Raw genomic sequence first — 21,106 nt, forward strand, 5'->3', positions numbered from 1 at the left:
ACCCGGCCGGGTGAGACCACGGACGTGGGCGACGGTGGCCGCGCTCGTGGTGGGCGTGCTCGTCCTCGTGTACGCGGGGACCACTGGGCAGAGGAACCAGGGCGCGGGCGGTCCGGTCGCCGCCGGTCCGGCCTCCGAGGAGTGCGCCGAGCTGCGGGAACTGGACTTCGCCGGCCCGGACGACACCCCGACCCTGCTGATCTCGTCGCACGGCACCTCGAACGACGGGGAGGGCGGCCCGGTGCGCTTCCGCGCGAGTCTGCGGCTCGGCACGGGCGAGCGGCCGCTGGTGCTGGGGGCGCTGGAGGCCACCGTCACCGTGTGCGCCCCGCACACCCACGGGCTGCTGGCCCGGGCCGAGGGGCTCACGCCCCGTGTCACCAAAGAGGGCGAGGACCGGAAGGCCGACGAGGCAGGCGGACTCCGCCTCAGGTCCGGCGGGTGGACCGACCTGCGCGTCACCCTGCCGAAGTCGGCGCTGCGGCCGGGAATCTCCTTCGAGGACCTCATGCTCAGCGACCCGCCCCGCAGCAACGACGCCGCTGACTACCCCGTGCTGATCGTCACCCTTACCGCCCCCGGGCTGCCGGGGCCCCTCGTCGCGGGCAGCTGCTCGGAGGCGTGCGCGGAGCTCCTGGGCCGCTCCGTCTGACGGCCGCGGCCACGGCGGGGCGCGGCGGGGTGCCTGGTTCCGGCTACGCCTCGACGTTGTCCTCCGCCCAGCGGGCCAGTTCCACCGCGCAGGCGGCGACCGACTCGCGCCAGGTGCGGGCGGCGCCGTCGCCGGCGTCGTCGCTGACGTGCTTCACCAGGCGGATCGGGACTCCGGCCTGCCGGGCCACGTGGGCCAGGGCGTAGCCCTCCATGTCGACGAGGGCGGCCTGCTCGGCGAGACGGTCGCGGGCGGCGTCGTCGGAGATGAAGCTGTCCCCGGTGGCGAGCACGGGGCCCTCGCCCTCGCGCAGGGTGATCGGCGCGCCGTAGACCTCGCCGGTCAGGCCCGCGAGCAGCCGGGAGTCCAGGTCGTGCTGGATCACCTCGGCGATCACGTGCGTGCCGGTCCACCCGGGCCGCAGCGCCCCCGCCGTGCCGAGGTTCACGACCTCGCGCGGCAGCACCCCGCGCCCCAGCACCCCGGCCAGCGCCGCGGCGGCGTTGACCTTGCCCATGCCGGTCAGCAGCACCGGAGCCCCGGTGCGCAGCAGCTCCGCCGCCTCCTCCTTGACCGCCAGGACGAACAGGGGGCGGTCGGGGGACATCTCGCCGATCAGTTCCATGACGTCAACGGTACGTGCAGCTCTGGGCAGGATCTTCCGGGGTCGTGTGCGCTCACGGATGCCGCGCGAAGCGGGATGCCCGTAAACCTCCCGATAGATGCCGGTTGCACGCGTCAGTCATGTCCGCAAGGGGAATGCTCCCCTCAACCCCTCTCATCCCGGAGCAACTTGAGGGAGACCCCCCACATGCTTCATGGCATCGACGTCAGTTCGCACCAGTCCGCGTCGTACGACACCGACGGGCTCGCCTTCGTGATCGTCAAGGCGACCGAAGGACGTTCCTACGTCAACCCCAAGATGGAGGCGCAGGTCGAACGCGCCCGGGAGGCCGGACTGGTGGTCGGCTTCTACCACTTCCTGTGGCCCGGCCACATCACCGAGCAGGCCGAGCACTTCGCGGAGCAGGACCTGGTGGAGCCGGGCGATCTGCTGGCCTGCGACTGGGAGACCACCAGCCGCGGGACGCGGGCGAGCAACGCGGAGAAGGACCGGTTCATCCGGAAGGTCAAGTCGCTCAAGCCACGCAATCGCACCCTCCTGTACTGCAACCGGACCTTCTGGCTGCGGCACGACCGGACCTCGTACGCCGGCGACGGGCTGTGGATCGCGCACTACGGCGTGGCCAAGGGGAAACCGGGGGTCAAGGCGAAGTGGCTGGTCCACCAGTACACCGACGACCCGGTGGACAAGAACGTGGCGCGGTTCCGCAGCGCGGACGCCCTGCGCGAGTGGGCGGAGAGCGCCTGAGCGACCCCCTCCCTCACCCTGAGTCACCGTCGTCTCACCCGGCAGCACTCCGCGTAAGGTCGAAGGAGAGCCGATCGCGACAGGGACAGGAGCAGGGCTGTGGACCGGACCCCGGCCGGGTCCTCCCCGAGGACCTCGGAGACACCGGAGCAGCAATCGCTCTTCGACTGGGCGGACGTGGAGGACGCGGCCCCCGCCGCGCCGCCGCCGGGCGGCGCCTTCCGGGACGGTCCGGAGGCCCGGCGGATGCTGGACGTGCGCGAGGTGTACGCGGAGCCCGCAGCCCTCGCCTCCCCCCGCGGCCGGCAGATCCTGGCCCGCCTGCCGGGGGTGCCCGTCACGGAGGTGCCCGGTCACTGGCGCATCCCCTCGTTGCACGGCAACGACGGGAACGTCGCCCGGTGGGCCCGGGTGAAGACCGAGACCCTGGTGCTGGGCGTCAAGCAGACCCTGGCCACCCGCCCCAACGGCAGATCGGCCGACTGGATCGCGCCGGGCGCCTCCAACGGCTGCGCCATGGCCTGTGCCTACTGCTACGTGCCGCGCCGCAAGGGCTACGCCAATCCGATCACGCTGTTCACCAACATCGAGGCGATCGTCGCCCACGTCGGCCGTCACGTGCGGGCCCAGGGCCCCAAGCGGGAGCCGAACCAGTGCGACCCCCTGGCGTGGGTGTACGACATCGGGGAGAACGGCGACTGCTCCGTCGACGCGCTGGTGAGCGACAACACGGCCGACCTGGTCGCCGCGTTCCGCCGGCTGCCCACCGCGAAGGCGTCGTTCGCGACCAAGTTCGTCAACCCCGACCTGCTGGCCCTGGATCCGCAGGGCCGGACCCGGGTGCGTTTCTCGGTGATGCCGGCCTCCGACTCACGGCTGCTGGACATCCGCACCAGCCCGGTCGCGGACCGTGTCGCCGCCGCGGCCGACTTCCTCGACGCCGGCTACGAGGTCCACTTCAACCTGTCCCCGGTGGTGCTGCGTCCCGGCTGGCAGCGGGACTGGGCCGAGCTGCTCGACCACATGGACGACGTGCTGCCCGCCCGGGTCAAGGAGCAGGCGGCGGCCGAGATCATCATGCTCACCCACAACCAGCAGCTGCACGAGGTCAACCTGGGCTGGCATCCCCGGGCCGAGGACCTGCTGTGGCAGCCCGCCGCCCAGGAGACCAAGCGCTCCGAGAACGGCGCCGTGAACGTGCGCTACGCCCGCGAGGTCAAGCGCGACGCCCTGCTCCGGCTGCGCGAGATCATCGCGGTCCACGCCCCGTGGCTGCGCGTCCGCTACGCGTTCTGACCGTGGAGGGCGGGGCCGGAGGTGGCCCTGGTCGCCCCCGGAACGCGGAGCCGCCCCGGGGAACGCGGAACCGCCCCGGCCGGCGAGGGCGCGGGGCGGTTCCGACGGCCGGTGGGCCGGTTGATCAGGACGTCGTCACTTGGACAGGTACGCCCAGAACTCGTCGAAGGAGAGGAGCTTGTCGCCGTCCAGGTCGCGCTGGGCGATGATCGTCGCGGCGACCGTCTCGGTGACGTTCCAGTCGCCGGCCTGCGCGAGCGCCTTCTTGAACTCGGCGGCGGTGACGAAGCCGTCCCCGTCGGCGTCGAGCCGGTCGAACTCCTTGCGTGCTTCCTGGATGTCCGCCATGCCGGACCCTCCCCTTCGTGCCGTGCGCGCGTCCGTGATGACGTCTGCGTCCATGTCTGGTTGACGCAGAAAGATTATCCGGCCGCACGCGCGCGCAGAGCGGCGACCACCCAGCCGAACTCCTCCCGGTGGTCGGCGTCCGGCCCCCGGCCCTTCACCACGGCCAGCAACTCGCGGTAACGCGAGAGTGCGTCCGTGGTGTTGGCCTCCAGGCGGGCCAGCACCGCGGTCAGGTCGGCCTCCTCGCCGAGCAGCTCACGCAGCACCTCCCCGGCCTCGGGCGACTCGGGGGCGACGCCCCGGCGGCGCGCGTCGGAGGCGAGCTGGACCAGGCGCCGCATGAACCACATCGAGGCGCCGGCCGGGGTCTCCCCCGTACGGTCGGCGGCGTTGAACTCGGCGGCGGCGCGCATCCTCGCGCGGAACTCGGGGTCCTGCAGCAGCTCCGCCAGCTCGACCCACGCGTCGACCTGCTCGGGCGTGGGATCGTCGGGCAGGTCGGCCGCGGCGCCGCGCATCCGCTCCCTGATCACCGGGTCCGCGGTGTCCAGGCCCTGGAAGGTCTCCTCCACGAACTCCTCGATGACGCGGGCGCGTTCGGCGGCGGACAGTCGGGCGAGCTTGTTCATCAGGGTCATCTCCTCGGTGGTCGAACCGCGGTCGGCGACGGTCGACAGCACCGCCCGGGTGATCCGCAGCGCGCGGATCTGCGCGTCCAGGGCGGCGACGTGGCGTGCGGCCACCTCCGCGGCCGTGGCCTCCCCGGTCACCACCCGGCGCACGTCCCCCAGACCGAGGTCCAGTTCGCGCAGGGTGCGGATCAGCTCCAGGCGGGCGACCGAGGCGGCGTCGTACAGGCGGTAGCCGCCGGTGGAACGGGCCACCGGCGGCAGGACGCCCTCGTCCGACCAGTAACGGATGGTGCGTACCGTCAGGCCCGTGGCGCGGGCCAGGTCGCCGATGGTCAGCAGGCTGTCGTCGCCGCCCAAGGTGCTGTCGTCGGTCATGCCGCCGAGTCTGGGGTCTCCACCCGCTGGAGACTCAACCGGCACGCGCCCGATCCGTCCGCCCGGCTCCGGAGGCCTGTCGGCCGAACCCTGTCGACCGAGCCCCGTCGGTCACACCAGGTCGACCGGACGCCGTCGATCACACGCCGAACCCTGTCGGCCGGATCCCGTCGGTCGCACCCCGTCGGCCGGACCCCGTCGGTCAGACCCGGTCGGCGACCCGCATCTCGAACCACGTCCGCTTCCCCCGCGGCAGCAGGTCGACGCCCCAGCGGTCGGCCATGCGGTCGACGAGGAACAGGCCGCGGCCGCTCTCGTCCAGCGCCTGCACGGGCAGAAGGCAGGGCAGCCCCCGGGAGGGGTCGCGGAGTTCGAGGCGGATCCAACCGCGGCGGCGGCGCATGCGCAGCCCGTACTGGGCGGCGCCGGTGTGCCGGACGGCGTTGCCCTCGAGTTCGGAGACGAGCAGGGTGCAGTCCTCGGCGAGCTTGGGACCCAGCGCCCAGTGGCGCAGGACGACGATCTGGACCAGCCGCCGCGCGGTGCCCCGGGACTCGGGGCAGGTCGGCAGGACGACCTCCGTCTCGGCCGGGTTGCCGTAGTGCACGAGGGCCGTCAGCGCCCGCTCGTCCTCCACCGCGGGCGACCAGCGCGTCACGGGTACGCCGCCCGGTGCCCGTGACTGCTCGATGCCTTCCAGCCCCGCCATGTCCCCCATCATGACCGGCCGGAGAGAGCTCCGGGGGCGGTTCCGCAGGAATCCGCACACCGGAGCGATCGATTCCGTCCGTTCGGGCGACATATGCCAAGGAAACATTACTCAGCGCTGGCCAGAGCTTTTACGGAGGGAACCGCCGGAGGGGGTGATTCCGGCCGGATCACCCGGATCCGGAATCACCGCCCCGAAAGCCGGCGGACCGGCTCAGAGGAACTTGGCCTTGCCCGGGCCCTCCTCGACGAAGGACTTCATCCCCCGCTCGCGATCCTCCGTGGCGAACAGGCCCGCGAACCAGTTCCGCTCGATGGCCAGGCCGGTGTCCAGGTCGGTCTCAAGACCGGCGTCCACCGACTCCTTGGCGGCGCGCAGCGCGATGGCCGGGCCCTGGGCGAGCCTCGCGGCCCAGGCGTGGGCCTCGGTGTACACGTCGGCGGCCGGGACGACGCGGTCCACCAGACCCAGCGTCAGGGCCTCGTCCGCGCGCACGTGACGGCCGGTGAAGATCAGGTCCTTGGCGCGGGACGGGCCGATCAGGCGGGACAGGCGCTGGGTGCCGCCGGCGCCCGGGATCAGGCCGAGCAGGATCTCCGGCTGGCCGAGCTTGGCGTTGTCGCCGGCGATGCGGTAGTCCGCGCACAGCGCCAACTCGCAGCCGCCGCCCAGCGCGTAGCCGGTGATCGCGGCGACGACCGGCTTGGGGATGCGGGCGACCGCGGTGAACGAGTCCTGCAGGCCCCTGGCCCGGGCCACCATGGCCGCGTGGTCCATGGCGCGCATCTCCTTGATGTCCGCGCCGGCGGCGAACACCTTCTCCCCGCCGTACACGACCACGGAGCGGACGTCGTCGCGCCGGGTGATCTCCTCGGCGAGTTCCTTGATGCGGTCCTGGGTCGCGATGTCCAGGGCGTTCATGGGCGGGCGGTCCAGGCGCAGGGTGCCGACGCCTTCGGCGACTTCGAGATGAACGGTCATGCCCAGCAGATTACGGGGGCGAAGCGGCGGCGGACCCGGTGCGCTGTGTCACACCGGGTCCGCCGTGAGCTGGGAACGTGAGCGGGGAAGGAGGGGCGGGAGGCCTACTTCTTCCAGTCCTCCCAGGACATGTTCCAGCCGTTGAGGCCGTTGTCCGGGGCGACCGTGCCGTCCGCGCTGTTCTTCACCTCGACCACGTCGCCGAGCAGCGAGTTGTCGAAGAACCAGCGGGCGGGCGCGCTCTTGTCCCATCCGCCGCGGGTGTCGCGCAGGCCGACGCAGCCGTGGCTGGCGTTGTAGTTGCCGAAGGCGTCGCCGCCCCAGTAGTTGCCGTGGATGAAGGTGCCCGACTGGGTCAGGCGCATGGCGTTGGGGACGTCCTCGATGTCGTACTCGCCGTCGTAGCCGACGGTGTCGCCGTTCATGCGGGTGACCCGGTACTTCTCGCTGATCACCATCGCGCCGTTCCAGGTCTCGTACCCCGGGGCGCCGGTGGTGACCGGGATGGTCTTGAGGACCTTGCCGTCCCGCTCGACCTTCATGGTCAGCTTCTTGGCGTCCACGTAGGACACCTGGCTGCGGCCGATGGTGAAGGAGACGGTCTTGGCCTGGCTGCCGTACACGCCCGGCCGGCCCTCGACGCCGTCGAGGTTGAGCTTGACGGTGACCTTGGTGCCGGACTTCCAGTACTCCTCGGGGCGGAAGTCCAGACGGTCGTTGCCGAACCAGTGCCCCTCGACCTCGACCTGCGGCTCGGTCTTGATCTCGATCGCCTTCTCCACGGCGGCCGGGTCGGTGATGCCGCGGGTGAAGCGGATCGAGAACGGCATGCCCACGCCGACGGTGGAGCCGTCCTCCGGCGTGAAGTGGCCGATGAAGGTGTTGGCCGGGGTCAGCGTGGTGAACTTCGTGTCCTTCACCGCGACCCGGCCGTCGGCGTCCTTGGCCTCCGCGTGGACGCTGTACTGGGCGCCGGAGGCGAGGTGGGTGGAGGGGATCCAGGCGGCGCCGTCCGCGGAGATCTCGCCCGCGACCTTCCCGCCCTCGTCGTCCTCGACCTCGACCTTGGTCAGCTTGCCCTTCTCGACGACCACCTTGAGGGCTCCGGTCGTCTTCACGGACTTGGCGCCGTTCTTCGGACTGACCGTCACCACGGCGTCCGACTGCTTGCTCGCCGGCGCGGCGCTCGCGGCGCCGCCGTTCCCGGCACCCTTGCCCTCGGCGCCCGTGTCGTCACCGCCGCCGCAGGCGGTCACGGTGATCAGCATGAGGCTCGCCAGCAGGGACGCGGCGGCCGTACGCCTCCCCCCGGAACGCCGTCCGGTCGCGGTTCCCCTCGTCGACCACACGTTCACGTGTGCTCCCCCTTTTCCCCTCATCGGGCCTGGTCAGACCCCCTCCCGGCGCGTCACGCGCGCCATGACGAATCGTAAGGGCAGGATCGTTCCCCTTCCCCGGCCGGAAGGTCACCGTTTCGTCCCAAGTTCGGCTCCAAACCTGTCAGACGACGAATACTTCCGGAGCGTTCCCGTCGGCACGCTGTCCGGGGACGTGAGCTGGACGCCCGGGATGGGCAGAAACCTGGGGTAGGACGACGCACCGGAGCGGTCGCGCGGGACGCGCGGCACTCCGCCCGTTGTCGCCCCACGAGCCGCAGGAGGCGGACCGGTGTCGAGCGCAGCCGAGCAGGAGGCAGTGGCGGACAGTTACGCCGCCGACGTGGGCCACGACGCCCGCCGGGCCCCCGTGCCGTCCGGGACCGCGCCCGTCGCGGCGCCCGCGCCCCTGGTGTGGCCGGGGTCGTCCACCCCGCTGGGCGCCCGGTACCGGGTGGGGCCCGACGGTGTGGCCGGGACCAACTTCGCCCTGTGGGCGGGCGGCGCGGAGGCGGTCGAGCTCTGCCTCTTCGACCCGGACGGCGCCGAGCGGCGGTTTCCGCTGGGCGAGCTGACCCACGAGATCTGGCACGGCTTCGTGCCCGGGGTCCGTCCCGGTCAGCGGTACGGCTACCGGGTGCACGGCCGGTGGGACCCGTGGACCGGTGCGCGCTGGAACCCCGCCAAGCTGCTCCTCGACCCCTACGCCCGGGCCGTCGACGGGGAGTTCGCCCTGCCGCCGGAGGTGTACGGGCACGTCCGTGACTGGCCCGACCAGCAGGTCGCCGACACCGTCCGCGACGACCGGGACTCCGCGCCCTTCGTGCCCAAGGGCGTGGTGGTCCACGACGACGACGACTGGGCGGACGACCGGCGGCCCAAGACGCCGTGGTCCGACTCGGTCATCTACGAACTCCACGTCCGCGGCTTCACGATGCGCCACCCCGGCATCCCCGAGAAGCTGCGCGGGACCTACGCGGGCCTGGCCCACCCGGCGGCGATCGAGCACCTCACCCGTCTCGGCGTGACCGCCGTGGAGCTGCTGCCGGTGCACCAGTTCGCGCACGAGGACCACCTGCTGCGCCGGGGCCTGACCAACTACTGGGGCTACAACTCCATCGGCTATTTCGCCCCGCACGCCGGCTACGCGGCCACCGGCACCGACGGGCAGCAGGTGGGCGAGTTCAAGCGGATGGTGCGCGCCCTGCACGCGGCGGGCATCGAGGTGATCCTCGACGTGGTCTACAACCACACCGCCGAGGCGGGCGAGTTCGGCCCCACGCTCTCCCTCAAGGGCGTCGACAACCGCGGCTACTACCGCCTCCAGTCCGACGCCCGCCGCTACGCCGACTACACGGGCTGCGGCAACACCCTGCACGTGGTGCGCCCCCAGGTGCTGCGGCTGATCACCGACTCGCTGCGCTACTGGGTGACCGAGATGGGCGTGGACGGCTTCCGCTTCGACCTGGCGGCGGCGCTGGCCCGCTCGATGCACGACGTCGACATGCTCTCGCCGTTCCTCGCGGTGATCGCCCAGGACCCGGTGCTGCGCCGGGTGAAGCTGATCGCCGAGCCCTGGGACGTCGGGTCGGGCGGCTACCAGGTGGGGGCCTTCCCGCCGCTGTGGACCGAGTGGAACGACCGGTACCGGGACGCCGTGCGCGACTACTGGCGCGGCGCTCTGCCGGACGTCCGCGACCTCGGCTACCGGCTCTCCGGCTCCAGCGACCTCTACGCCTGGGGCGGCCGCCGGCCGTACGCCTCGGTCAACTTCGTCACCGCGCACGACGGCTTCACCCTGCGCGACCTGGTCTCCTACCACCACAAGCACAACGAGGCCAACGGCGAGGGCAACCGCGACGGGACGAGCGACAACCGCTCCTGGAACTGCGGCGCCGAGGGCGAGACGGCCGACGAGGACGTCAACGCCCTGCGGCGCCGGCAGCTGCGGAACCTGCTGACCACCCTGCTGCTGTCCACCGGCGTGCCGATGCTGGTGGCCGGTGACGAGATGGGCCGTACCCAGGGCGGCAACAACAACGCCTACTGCCAGGACAACGAGATCGGCTGGGTGGACTGGTCGCTGCTGGAGGAGGGCGCCTGGCGCGAGCTGTTCGAGCTGACCTCGCGGCTGATCGCGCTGCGCCACCGCCACCCGGTGCTGCGGCGGCGCGCGTTCTTCTCCGGCCGTCCGCACGCCGACCACGGCCTGCGCGACCTGGCCTGGTTCACCGCGGACGGCGCGGAGATGACCGAGGACGACTGGTTCGCCTCCACCACCACGGTGGGGATGTACCTCTCCGGCCGGGACATCCCCGGCCGGGACGCGCGGGGCGAGCCGGTCGTCGACGACAGCTTCCTCGCCGTGCTGCACGCCGGGCACGAGCCGGTGGCCTTCACCCTGCCGGACGCGCCCTGGGCCGAGCGGTACGAGGTGGTGGTGGACACCGGGATGGAGGAGCAGCGGGAGGAACCCGGCGAGACGTACCGGGCGGGCACCACGGTGACGGTGCCCGCGCGCACGGTGCTGCTGCTGCGGGTGGCCTGAGCGGGGAGGAAAGGCGGGGTCACGGGAGTGCGCGCGGTGCTCCCCGCCCCGCTCCCGGTGCGCCCGCCGGGGCTCCCGGCCGCACGGAAAATCGCTGGGCGATGTCAGTATCGAAGCTTAGGCTCGCTCCTGATGCCCAGTACCGCCGCCACCGAGCGTTCCCCAGCCGTCCGCACCCTTCTGCGCCTGTGGCCGCACCTGCGCCCGGTCCGGGCGCGATGGCTCACCGCCGCTGTCGTCGCCGTCCTCGCCTCGCTGACCAGCCTGGTCATCCCGCTGGTCCTCAAGTGGCTGGTCGACGGTCCGATCGCGGACGGGGACACCGCCGGGGTGTGGCTCGGCGCGCTGTGGGTGCTGCTGCTCGGCCTGACCGAGGCGCTGCTGTTCGGCCTGCGCCGCTGGCTGGTGGCCCGTCCGCTCTCCTCCGTCGAGGCGGACATGCGCGAGGCGCTCTACCGGCGGCTCCAGCGGCTGCCGATCGCCTTCCACGACCGCTGGGCGTCCGGGCAGCTACTCTCCCGGGCCACCACGGACCTGATGATCATCCGCATGTTCCTCGCCTTCCCGCTGACGTTCCTGCTGGTCAACGGGGTGACCATCCTGGCCGGCGTGATCGTCATGCTGAGCATGGACTGGGCGCTGGGCCTGCTCGTCCTGATCCCGGTGATCCCGGTGATCGTCGTCTGCACGGTCTTCGAGAAGCGTTTCGCCGAGGCGTCCCGCACCGCGCAGGACCAGGTGGGCGACGTGACCACCCTGGTCGAGGAGAGCGTGCTGGGCATCCGGGTGATCAAGGGCTTCGGGCGCCACCGCAGCCAGGCCCGCGCCTTCCGTGAGCTGACGCACCGGCTGCGCGGGACCGAACTGCGCAAGGCGCGGCTGCTGGGCGGGATCATGGCCGTCATCGTGGTGCTGCCGGAGCTGGCCATCGGCACCTGTCTGGTGCTGGGCACCGTGCGGGTCGCCGACGGGACGCTCTCCGCGGGCACCCTGGTGGCCTTCCTGTCCACGGCGCTGGCCCTGCACTGGCCGGTGATCTCCATCGGGTTCCTGCTCGCGATGAGCCAGGAGGCGGCCACCGCCACCGCGCGCTACTTCGAGGTCATGGACACCGAGCCCGAGTCCGCGGCCGACGACCGGTCGGCCGTCACGACCGCCTCGGTCTCCACGACCGCCTCGGTCCCCCCGGCCGCCGCCACCGCCTCGGTCTCCGGAACGACGGTGAAGGCCGCCGCCGTGCTGGAGGAGGGCGGGCTGCGGCTCGAGGGGGTCCGCTTCCGGTACCCCGACGCACCGGCGGACTCCCCGCCGGTGCTGGACGGCGTCGACCTGCACGTGCGTCCCGGCGAGTCGCTGGCCCTGGTGGGCACCACGGGCTGCGGCAAGACCACCCTGACCGCCCTGGTCCCCCGGCTGCACGAGATCACCGAGGGCCGGATCACCCTGGACGGCGTCGACATCACCGCGATGCCGCGCGAGGAACTGCGCGCGCGGGTGGCGGTCGCCTTCGAGGACCCGACGCTGTTCTCCGCGACCGTCGGCGAGAACGTCCTGATGGGCGTCGCCGACCGGGACGCGCAAACGGATCCCGAGGCCCTCGGACGCGCCCTCGGCGTCGCCCAGGCCGGGTTCGTGCACGCCCTCCCGCAGGGCGTCGACACCCAGGTCGGCGAGCAGGGCCTGAGCCTGTCCGGCGGGCAGCGGCAGCGCCTCGCGCTGGCCCGCGCGGTCGTCGGCCGGCCCGACTTCCTGGTCCTCGACGACCCGCTGTCCGCGCTCGACGTGCACACCGAGGCGGCCGTGGAGGCCGCCCTGCGCGAGGTGCTGGCCGACACCACCGCCCTGATCGTCGCCCACCGCCCGTCCACGGTGCTGCTCGCCGACCGGGTGGCGCTGCTGTCCGGCGGCCGGATCGCCGCCGTGGGCGACCACCACGAACTGCTGCGGACCAACGCCGAGTACGCCTGGCTGATGTCGGGCGCCACCCTGGAGCCCGAGGAGGCCCGCCGATGACGGCTCCCGCCGCACAGAAGCGCGACAAGCGCGACGACCGGATCGGCAAGCACGACACCGGGGGCGACCCCTCGCGGCCCGACGGGCCGGAGGACCTCGCCGCCGCGCCCGCCGCGCCGGTCGCGGACGACGACTTCGACCGCGACGTCCTGCCCACCCCGCCCGGCGCCACCGCCGGTCTGCTGCGCTCGCTGCTCGCGCCGCTCCGCGGCCGGGTGGCGCTCGCCGTCGTCCTGCTGCTGCTCCAGCAGGCCGCGGTGCAGGCCGGTCCGCTGCTGGTGGCGTACGCCATCGACACCGCCGTGCCGGCGTTCCGGGTGAGCGACCACGGCCCGCTGCTGCTGGTCGCGGTGGCCTACCTGATCACCGCCGCCTCCAGCGGCGGCCTGGAGTACGCCTTCATCACCTGCTCCGCCCGGGTCAACCAGGACGCCCTGCTGGACCTGCGGGGCCGGATCTTCCGGCACGCGCAGGCCCTGAGCGTCGACTTCCACGAGCGGTACACCTCGGGCCGGCTGATCTCCCGGTCCACCACCGACGTGGAGTCGCTGCGCGAGTTGCTCAGCGAGGGGCTGCAGGAGCTGATCACGGTGGTCGTCTCCTTCGTCTACATCTCCGCCCTGCTGCTGTGGCTGGACCTCGGCCTCGGCGCGGTGGCGCTGGCCTCCTTCGTGCCGCTGGCGCTGCTGGTGCGCAGCTACCAGGACCGCGCGGGGCGGATCTACCGGGAGCGCTCCACCGCGATCGCCGCGGTGATCGTCAAGTTCACCGAGACCATGAACGGCATCCGGCCGGTGCGCGCCTTCCGCCGGGAGGACGCCAACGAGGCCGAGTTCGCGCCGCTGAACAAGCGCCACGAGCGGACCAACGGCGACGCGCTGATCGAGATGGCCCGGTACGTGGTCGGGTCGCGGCTGGTCGCCAACGTCACCGTCGCGGGCATCGTGCTGTGGGGCGCCTACCGGGTGGCGGACGGCTCGCTGGCGCTGGGCGTGCTCGCCGCCTCGGTGCTCTACCTGCGCCGCCTGTACGACCCGATCGACCGGCTGGGCATGTTCCTCAACTCGTACCAGTCGGCGGCCGCCTCGCTGGAGAAGATCGCCGGCCTGCTGGCCCAGGTCCCGGCCGTCCCGGAGCCGGCCGCCCCGCGCGAGCTGCCGCCGACGGCCGACGGGCGCCCGGGCCGTGAGGTGGTCTTCGACTCCGTCCGGTTCGCCTACCGCACCGGCGGCGAGGTGCTGCCCCGCTTCGACCTGACGATCCCGGCCGGACAGACCGTGGCCGTGGTCGGCTCCACCGGCGCGGGCAAGTCCACGCTGGCCAAGCTGCTCGCCCGCTTCTACGACCCGACCGAGGGTGAGGTCCGGCTCGACGGCGTCGACCTGCGCGACCTCGTCAACGCGGACCTGCGGCGCGGTGTCGTCATGGTGACCCAGGAGGCGTTCCTGTTCTCCGGCACGGTCGCCGAGAACATCGCCATCGGCCGCCCGGACGCCACCCGCGAGGACGTGGAGCACGCCGCCAAGGCCATCGGCGCGCACGACTTCATCGCCGCGCTGCCCGACGGCTACGACACGGACGTCCGCAAGCGCGGCGGCCGGATCTCCGCCGGCCAGCGCCAGCTGGTGGCGTTCGCCCGCGCGTTGCTGGCCGACCCTGCCGTGCTGATCCTCGACGAGGCGACCAGTTCGCTGGACGTTCCCGGCGAGCAGGCCGTGCAGCGGGCCATGTCGACGGTGCTGAAGGGCCGCACCGCGGTGGTCATCGCGCACCGGCTCTCCACCGTGGAGATCGCCGACCGCGTACTGGTGATGGAGAAGGGCCGGATCGTCGAGGACGGGTCGCCCGCCGCGCTCATCGGCGGGGAGGGCCGGTTCGCCGATCTGCACCGCGCCTGGCGGGAGAGCCTCGCGTGAGCCGGTGGCGGCCCGGCGGGGGCGCCGTCGACGTCGACGGCGATCCGGGGGATCCGGACCTGCGGGGCGGGGCCCGCTACCTGACCTGGCTGGTCACCCGCCAGTCGGCCCGGTCGGCGGCGGGGGCGGTGTACTCCGTCGTGTGGATGGGCCTGTTCGCGGTGGCGCCCTACCTGCTCGAGCGGGTCTTCGACGACGGGTTCGGCGCGGGCGACCCCGGCGGCGGTCCCACCGTGGTCGACACCGCCGCGCTGCTCACCTGGACGGCGACCCTGCTGGTGACGGCGGTGGCCGGCGCGGCGGTCAGCCTGCTGCGGCACCGCACCATGACCAAGGTCCGGATGGACGCCAACTTCCGCACCGTGAAGCTGCTGCTGGGCCAGTCGGTGCGGCTCGGCTCGGCCCTCACCCGCCGGGTCTCGGCCGGTGAGGTCATGACCATCGGCGTGGGCGACGTGCAGACCATCGCCGCCGCGCTCACCGTGGTGGGACCCGGCTTCGGCGCGGTCGTCACCTACCTGCTGGTGGCCGCCCTGCTGTTCTCGGTGTCGCCGCTGCCCGCCGTGGTGGCCCTGCTCGGGGTGCCCGCGCTGGCGCTCGCGCTGGGTCCGCTGACGACCCGGCTGCAGGCGGAGGAGACGGTCTACCGGGAGCGGCAGAACACCCTCACCGCGCGTATCGGCGACCTGGCGGGCGGCCTGCGCGTCCTCAACGGGCTCGGCGGCAAGGGCCTGTTCTCCGACGGGTTCCGCCGCGACTCGGCGCTCCAGCGGGAGCAGGGCTACCGGGTGGGCGCGGTCACCAGTTGGATGCAGTCCCTCGGGCTGGGTCTGCCCACGGTGCTGCTCGCCGCGGTGATCTGGTCGGCCGCCCGGCCGGCCGCCCTCGGCGAGATCACGGTCGGCCAGCTGGTGTCCGTGTACGGATACGTGGTGGCCCTGGTCTACCCGGTGTTCTTCCTGGTCGAGGGGGTGCAGCTGCTCAGCCGCGGCCTGGTCGCGGCCCGCCGGGTGGTCGCCTTCCTCCGCCTGGAGCCGGACCCCGGCCCCGCCCCGGCCGAGGCGCTGGACGCGCCCGACGGGCCGGCCGAGCTGCACGACCCGGCCTCCGGTGTCACCGTCCGCCCCGGCGTCCTGACCGCCCTGGTCTGCGCGGACCCGGGTGACGGCACCGCGGTGCTGGACCGGCTCGCCCGGTACGGCCCGACGTCCGCCGTCTGGGGCGGCGTGCCGCTCGAGCGGATCGACCCGGCTCCGGTGCGCGAGCGGATCCTGCTCGCCGAGGCCGAGGCGGACCTGTTCGCCGGGTCCCTGCGGGCGCTGCTCGGCGGCGACCCACGCGAAGGAGCCGACGAGGCGCGGGCCCGCGCCCTGCGGACGGCCGCCGCGGAGGACGTGGTGCGCGGGCTGCCCGACGGCCTGGACTCGGCGGTCGACGCGCAGGGCCGCAACCTCTCCGGGGGCCAGCGGCAGCGTATCCGGCTGGCCCGGGCGCTGCTCGCCGACGCGGAGGTCCTGCTGCTGGCCGAGCCCACCTCGGCGCTGGACGCCCACACGGAGGACCTGGTGGCCGGCCGCCTGCGCGCGGCGCGGGCCGGGCTGACCACGCTGGTCACCTCCACCTCGCCGCTGATGCTCGACCGGGCCGACGTGGTGCACCTGCTGGAGGACGGACGGGCGGTGGCGACCGGGCGGCACCAGGACCTGCTCGTGACCGAGCCCCGGTACCGCGACCTGGTCGCCCGCGAGTCGGGCGCCGTGGCCGGCCCCGAGGACGTGCCCATGAGCGAGGAGCCGGTCCGATGACCACGCCGCCCACCGTCCCGCCGTCGACCGCGTCGGCGGCCACCGCGCCGGACCCCGCCGCCCCGCCCGGCACGGCCGCGGCCGCCCCGCCGTCCGGCACGGCCGCGGTCCCGGCGGACGCCCCGTCGGGGGGCCGTGACCTGCCCGTCGCCCGGCCCGTCGAGGTGCGTCGTGCGGCGGCCCGGCTGGTGCGGGAGGACCGGCGCGGCTTCGCCGGGGTGGTCGCCCTCACCACCCTCGCCGCGCTGGCCGGGCTCGCCGGGCCCTGGCTCGTGGGCCGCATCGTCGACGAGGTCCGGGACGGGGCGGGGGTGTCGGTCGTGGACCGCCTCGCCCTGGCCGTCGTGGTCGCCGCGGTGGTCCAGCTCCTGCTGTCCCGCTGGGCCCGCTACGCCGCCCACCGGATGGGCGAACGCGCCCTGGCCCGGGTCCGGGAGACGTTCGTCGACCGGTGCCTGGCGCTGCCCGCCTCCATGGTGGAGCGGGCCGGTACCGGCGATCTGGCCACCCGGGGCACCGCGGACGTGGCAGCCGTCGGCGCCACCCTGCGCGACTCCGGGCCGCAGATCGTCATCGCCTCGGCGCAGCTGGTGCTCCTGCTGGGCGCGGTGGTCCTGACGGACCCGCTGCTCGGCAGCTGCGCGCTGGCCGGGCTGGTCCCCTCCTACCTGGCGGCGCGCTGGTACCTGCGCCGCGCCCGGACCGCGTACCTCGCCGAGGGCGCGGCGAACTCCCAGGTGGCCGAGATCCTCTCCGCCACCTCCTCGGGCGCCCGCACGGTCGAGGCGTTCCGGCTCGGCGCGGCCCGGACCGCCGCCGGCCGCGAGGCGCTGACCGTCTCCCGCGGCGCGCGGCTGCGGACGCTGTTCCTGCGCAACGTGTTCTTCCCGTCGGTGGAGATCTCCTACGCCCTGCCGCTGGTCGCCGTCCTGCTGCTGGGCGGCTGGCTGTTGTCCCGGGGCTCGGTCGAGCTGGGCACGGTGGTGACCGCGGCGCTGTACATGCGTCAGCTGGAGGGGCCGCTGGACGAGGTGCTCAGCCACATGGAGCAGCTCCAGTCCGGTGGCGCCTCGTTCGCCCGGGTCGAGGGCCTCTCCCGCGCGCCCGCGGCCGCGGAGTCCGGCGCGGCGGAGCCGGACAACAACCGGATCGAGGTGCGGGCCGCCCGGTACGCCTACGCGGGCGGGGCCGAGGTGCTGCACGACGTGGACCTGATGGTGCGCCCGGGTGAACGGCTGGCCGTGGTGGGCCCGTCCGGCGCGGGCAAGACGACGCTGAGCCGGCTGATCGCCGGCATCGACGCGCCCACGGCCGGTTCCGTGACGGTGGGCGGGGTTCCCGTGGTGTCGCTGACGCCGGAGCGGCTGCGGCGGCAGGTGGTGCTGGTGACCCAGGAGCACCACGTCTTCCTCGGCACGGTGCGGGACAACCTGCTGATCGCCGATCCGGACGCGACGGACACCGCGCTGTGGTCGGCGCTGAAGGCGGTCGGCGCGGAGTGGACGTCCGCGCTGCCGGACGGGCTGGACACGGTGCTCGGCGCGGACGCGTACCGCACGTCGGGTCCGCAGGCGCAGCAGCTGGCGCTGGCCCGGGTGGTGCTGGCCGATCCGCACACGCTGGTCCTGGACGAGGCGACGGCGCTGCTGGACCCGGCCACCGCCCGGCACACCGAGCGCGCGCTGGCCGCGGTGCTGGAGGGCCGGACGGTGATCGCCGTCGCGCACCGGCTGCACACCGCGCACGACGCGGACCGGGTGGCCGTCATGCGGGACGGCCGGCTCACGGAACTGGGCCCGCACGACGAACTGGTCGCCGCGGGCGGCGACTACGCCGCCCTCTGGCACACCTGGCACGGCGCCCCCGCACTGCGCTGACGCCACGCCCGCGGGGCCGCCGGCGACCCCGCCGGCGGCCCCGCTGCCTCGCCGTCACCGCCCCCACCTCAGCGCGCGGGTGCGGCGGGCCGCCCCGCGTCCCCGCACCGCTCTCCCAGGCCTCCGAGGCCCACGGCGGTCCCCGTCCACCACGACGTGGGCGGAGAAGACGCGGGCGGAGAAGGGGACGACGGCCCGCGTCGTGCCCCGACGGACCTGCGGGGCCGAGGAGCCGGCCAGGGCGAACGGCAGCGGCACCTCGTCGAGCCGCGCCGCGACTCCCCGCGCCCGCCTCTCCGGGGCCGGACCACACGCGCCGCGCGACGCGGACCTCCCGGCAGGCCCTCAGGTTGCGGCGATTTTCGGCCAAGGCCCTCACCGTCCGCCCGCCGATTCCGGACCCCGGCCCATTTACCCGGCCGTGACGCCCCCGGCCCGTTCGCCCCACCTTCCCCAAGGGCGGGCGGGCGGCGGCGGTCCACCTCTTTGATCTTCCTTTGCGGGGGACCGGGTCGCTCTTGGTTGCGGCTTTACCGATCGCCGCTCCGCGTCACACCCCCGAAACATTCATCTGCCTGCCGCTTTCCGGCCAACCTGACTCCGCGGTCATGACATGTACGCGCCCCCGGTGTCACAGTTCCACCGCAGCCCGCTGCACCAGCACCAGCACCAGCACCAGCACCACCGCACCTCCCGCCTTGCCTTCCCCCTGCAAGCCGTCCGGACCGGCCCGACCCCGGCCGCCGCCCGGACATCCACACAAGGAGATCGCGTGTCCGCCTTCTACGCGCGTCGCACCGCGATGGCCGCTGCCATCGCCCTCGCCACCGGCTCGCTGCTCGTCACCGCCGGCACCGCCACCGGAGCCCCCTCCCCCACCACGGGCTCCGCGCAGACCGCGGCCGTCCCCGCCGCGATGCCGGTGCAGCTGTCCCCCGCCGCCCGCACCGCCCTGCTCAAGGCGGCCGAGGGCCGCACCGCCGACACGGCCGAGAAGATCGGCCTGGGCGCCCAGGAGGAGCTGGTCGTCCGGGACGTGGTCCAGGACGGCGACGGCTCGGTGCACACCCGCTACGAGCGCACCTTCGGCGGCCTCCCGGTCCTCGGCGGCGACCTCGTCGTCCACACCTCGGGCGCCGGCAAGCACCTGGGCGTCACCAAGAACGTCAAGGCCGAGATCAAGGCCGACCTGACCGCCGAGGTCTCCGTGGCCAAGGCGAAGGGCCAGGCGCTCTCCGCCTCCGAGGCCGCCGACGCCGAGAAGTCGGCCGTCGAGTCCTCCCGCAAGGTGATCTGGGCTGCCGACGGCGAGCCGAGACTGGCCTACGAGACGGTGGTCGGCGGTCTGCAGGCCGACGGCACCCCCAACGAACTCCACGTGATCACCGACGCCGTCTCCGGCGAGAAGATCTCCGAGTTCCAGGGCGTGCACACCGGCACCGGCAAGACCATGTACTCCGGCAGCGTCACGCTGAACACCACGCTCTCCGGCTCGACGTACCAGCTGACCGACGGCACCCGCGGCGGCCACAAGACGTACAACCTGGCCCGCGCCACCTCCGGCACCGGCACCCTGTTCACCGACGCCGACGACGTCTGGGGCACCGGCGCCGCCTCCAGCGCCACCACCGACCAGACCGCCGCCGCGGACGCCGCCTACGGCGCCCAGGTGACCTGGGACTTCTACAAGAACACCTTCGGCCGCACCGGCATCAAGAACGACGGCAAGGCCGCCTACTCCCGCGTCCACTACGGCAGCGCCTACGTCAACGCCTTCTGGCAGGACTCCTGCTTCTGCATGACCTACGGCGACGGCTCGGGCAACACCCACCCGCTGACCTCGCTGGACGTGGCCGCCCACGAGATGAGCCACGGCGTCACCTCGGTCACCGCCAAGCTCACCTACAGCGGCGAGTCCGGCGGCCTCAACGAGGCCACCTCGGACATCCTGGCCACCGGCACCGAGTTCTACGCCGCCAACGCCACCGACGCCGGCGACTACCTCATCGGCGAGAAGATCAACATCAACGGCAACGGCACGCCGCTGCGCTACATGGACAAGCCCAGCAAGGACGGCGCCTCCGCCGACTACTGGTCCTCCAGCCTCGGCTCCAAGGACGTGCACTACTCGTCCGGCCCGGCCAACCACTTCTTCTACCTGCTCTCCGAGGGCAGCGGCGCCAAGACGATCAACGGCGTGAGCTACAACTCGCCGACCTACAGCGGCACCGCGGTCACCGGCATCGGCCGGGCCAAGGCCCTGCAGATCTGGTACAAGGCGCTGACGACCTACATGACGTCCAGCACCAAGTACGCAGGCGCCCGCACCGCCACGCTGAACGCCGCCACCTCGCTGTACGGCTCGGGCAGCGCGGAGTACACCGCGGTGAACGCGGCCTGGGCCGCGATCAACGTCAAGTGACGCCGGTCGGGAACTGACCGGAAAATCTCGAACGACTGAGCGGCACCCGGAGGGCATATGCCCCCGGGTGCCGCTTAGTCTTGGGCCTCATGTCGTTCACCTACGAGGACGTCGGCGCCACGCGCGACGGCGGCGTCCCCTGCCCGCCCGGCTTCCACTCCCTGCACGAGCGCGCCCGGCTCGGCGAGGGCGAGGAGGTGTTCCGCCGCGCCGCCGAGGCCCTGACGACCTGGCGGATGCACCGCGAGATGGGCGTGGGGATCACCACCTCGGCCGAGCGGGCGGCGCCCGGGGTCGACGTCACGGTGACCCTGGCGGGCATCGTCAGGGCGCCCTGCCGGGTGGTGTGGACGGTGGACGAGCCGCGCCGCGTCGGCTGGGCCTACGGGACGCTGCCCGGTCACCCCGAGAGCGGCGAGGAGGCCTTCGTGGTCAGCCGCACCGGCGACGGCACCGTCTGGCTCACCGTCACCGCGTTCTCCCGCCCCGCCAAGTGGTACGCCAAGGCCGGCGGACCGGCTACCCGCGGCTTCCAGCAGGCCTACGCCCGGCGCTGCGGCGTGGTGCTGCGCCGCCTCGCCGACCCGCCGGCCGAGTTCTGAGCCGAGCCCGCCGACCGGGTTCCGGTCCGACCCGTCGCCGCGGCGGCGGGGCCGACGGCGCGACGCGGCGGCGCGGCGCCGACCCGCCGGCTCAGGTGCCGAGGGGCCGCGGGGGGGCCCCCCCGCGCCCCCCCCGGGGCCCCGCCGGCGGCGGCCAACCGCCCGCCCCCCCCCCAGGGGGA

The 21,106-nt window shown here is 73.5% G+C and carries 16 protein-coding genes; 10 read left to right on the forward strand and 6 right to left on the reverse strand.

Annotated features, from left to right (window positions below):
- Positions 1-10 precede the first annotated feature (10 nt).
- Positions 11-652 (forward strand): hypothetical protein, encoded by a 642-nt coding sequence (locus tag ACFRAV_RS08700; protein WP_382552809.1) that lies wholly within the window; start codon positions 11-13, stop codon positions 650-652.
- A gap of 43 nt (positions 653-695) precedes the next feature.
- On the opposite strand, the gene ACFRAV_RS08705 is transcribed toward ACFRAV_RS08700, so the two are convergent.
- Positions 696-1,277 (reverse strand): nucleosidase, encoded by a 582-nt coding sequence (locus ACFRAV_RS08705; RefSeq protein ID WP_382552811.1) that lies wholly within the window; start codon positions 1,275-1,277, stop codon positions 696-698.
- A gap of 186 nt (positions 1,278-1,463) precedes the next feature.
- Between ACFRAV_RS08705 and ACFRAV_RS08710 the strand changes: the two genes are divergently transcribed.
- Together ACFRAV_RS08710 and ACFRAV_RS08715 are read left to right on the forward strand one after the other, a co-directional pair.
- Positions 1,464-2,024, forward strand: coding sequence for a glycoside hydrolase family 25 protein (locus ACFRAV_RS08710; RefSeq protein WP_382552813.1), 561 nt, complete (start codon positions 1,464-1,466; stop codon positions 2,022-2,024).
- Between the two features lie 99 nt (positions 2,025-2,123).
- Positions 2,124-3,320 (forward strand): spore photoproduct lyase family protein, encoded by a 1,197-nt coding sequence (locus ACFRAV_RS08715; RefSeq protein WP_382552815.1) that lies wholly within the window; start codon positions 2,124-2,126, stop codon positions 3,318-3,320.
- Between the two features lie 135 nt (positions 3,321-3,455).
- Here the strand turns inward: ACFRAV_RS08715 and ACFRAV_RS08720 are convergent, their stop codons facing one another.
- From ACFRAV_RS08720 to ACFRAV_RS08740, 5 genes are all read right to left on the reverse strand, one after another.
- Positions 3,456-3,668: an EF-hand domain-containing protein gene (locus tag ACFRAV_RS08720; protein WP_108954299.1), complete on the reverse strand. Its 213-nt coding sequence runs from the start codon at positions 3,666-3,668 to the stop codon at positions 3,456-3,458.
- Between the two features lie 74 nt (positions 3,669-3,742).
- A complete protein-coding gene (locus tag ACFRAV_RS08725) occupies positions 3,743-4,675 on the reverse strand; it encodes a MerR family transcriptional regulator (RefSeq protein WP_382552817.1) in 933 nt (310 codons plus the stop codon).
- A gap of 202 nt (positions 4,676-4,877) precedes the next feature.
- Positions 4,878-5,384 (reverse strand): ATP-binding protein, encoded by a 507-nt coding sequence (locus ACFRAV_RS08730; RefSeq protein WP_382552819.1) that lies wholly within the window; start codon positions 5,382-5,384, stop codon positions 4,878-4,880.
- A 213-nt stretch (positions 5,385-5,597) separates the two neighbouring features.
- Complete coding sequence (locus ACFRAV_RS08735; RefSeq protein ID WP_382552821.1) at positions 5,598-6,365, reverse strand: enoyl-CoA hydratase/isomerase family protein; 768 nt, start codon at positions 6,363-6,365, stop codon at positions 5,598-5,600.
- A 104-nt stretch (positions 6,366-6,469) separates the two neighbouring features.
- Positions 6,470-7,633 carry an Ig-like domain-containing protein gene (locus ACFRAV_RS08740; protein WP_382552823.1) on the reverse strand — a complete coding sequence of 388 codons (1,164 nt, stop codon included), beginning with the start codon at positions 7,631-7,633 and terminating at the stop codon, positions 6,470-6,472.
- A 400-nt stretch (positions 7,634-8,033) separates the two neighbouring features.
- Here ACFRAV_RS08740 and glgX point away from each other — a divergent pair, with 400 nt between their 5' ends.
- The 7 genes from glgX to ACFRAV_RS08775 all read left to right on the forward strand — a co-directional run bounded on the left by glgX (position 8,034) and on the right by ACFRAV_RS08775 (position 20,924).
- Positions 8,034-10,289: a glycogen debranching protein GlgX gene (gene glgX, locus ACFRAV_RS08745; RefSeq protein WP_382552825.1), complete on the forward strand. Its 2,256-nt coding sequence runs from the start codon at positions 8,034-8,036 to the stop codon at positions 10,287-10,289.
- Positions 10,290-10,421: 132 nt separating this feature from the next.
- Positions 10,422-12,302, forward strand: a complete 1,881-nt coding sequence (locus ACFRAV_RS08750; protein WP_382552827.1) for an ABC transporter ATP-binding protein — start codon at positions 10,422-10,424, stop codon at positions 12,300-12,302.
- The gene (locus ACFRAV_RS08755) at positions 12,299-14,218 is read left to right on the forward strand and encodes an ABC transporter ATP-binding protein (RefSeq protein WP_382552829.1); all 1,920 of its coding nucleotides are present in this window, start codon (positions 12,299-12,301) and stop codon (positions 14,216-14,218) included. The genes ACFRAV_RS08750 and ACFRAV_RS08755 overlap by 4 nt, the downstream gene beginning before the upstream one ends.
- Complete coding sequence (locus ACFRAV_RS08760) at positions 14,215-16,023, forward strand: ABC transporter transmembrane domain-containing protein (protein WP_382552831.1); 1,809 nt, start codon at positions 14,215-14,217, stop codon at positions 16,021-16,023. The genes ACFRAV_RS08755 and ACFRAV_RS08760 overlap by 4 nt, the downstream gene beginning before the upstream one ends.
- Complete coding sequence (locus ACFRAV_RS08765; RefSeq protein WP_382552833.1) at positions 16,020-17,900, forward strand: ABC transporter ATP-binding protein; 1,881 nt, start codon at positions 16,020-16,022, stop codon at positions 17,898-17,900. Before ACFRAV_RS08760 ends, ACFRAV_RS08765 begins: the two co-directional genes overlap by 4 nt.
- A 772-nt stretch (positions 17,901-18,672) precedes the next feature.
- Positions 18,673-20,322 (forward strand): M4 family metallopeptidase, encoded by a 1,650-nt coding sequence (locus ACFRAV_RS08770; RefSeq protein ID WP_382552835.1) that lies wholly within the window; start codon positions 18,673-18,675, stop codon positions 20,320-20,322.
- 89 nt (positions 20,323-20,411) lie between these two features.
- A complete protein-coding gene (locus ACFRAV_RS08775) occupies positions 20,412-20,924 on the forward strand; it encodes a DUF1990 family protein (RefSeq protein ID WP_382552837.1) in 513 nt (170 codons plus the stop codon).
- Positions 20,925-21,106 lie beyond the last annotated feature (182 nt).

The sequence above is a fragment of the Streptomyces sp. NPDC056600 genome (assembly GCF_042792855.1).
Lineage (GTDB): Bacteria > Actinomycetota > Actinomycetes > Streptomycetales > Streptomycetaceae > Streptomyces.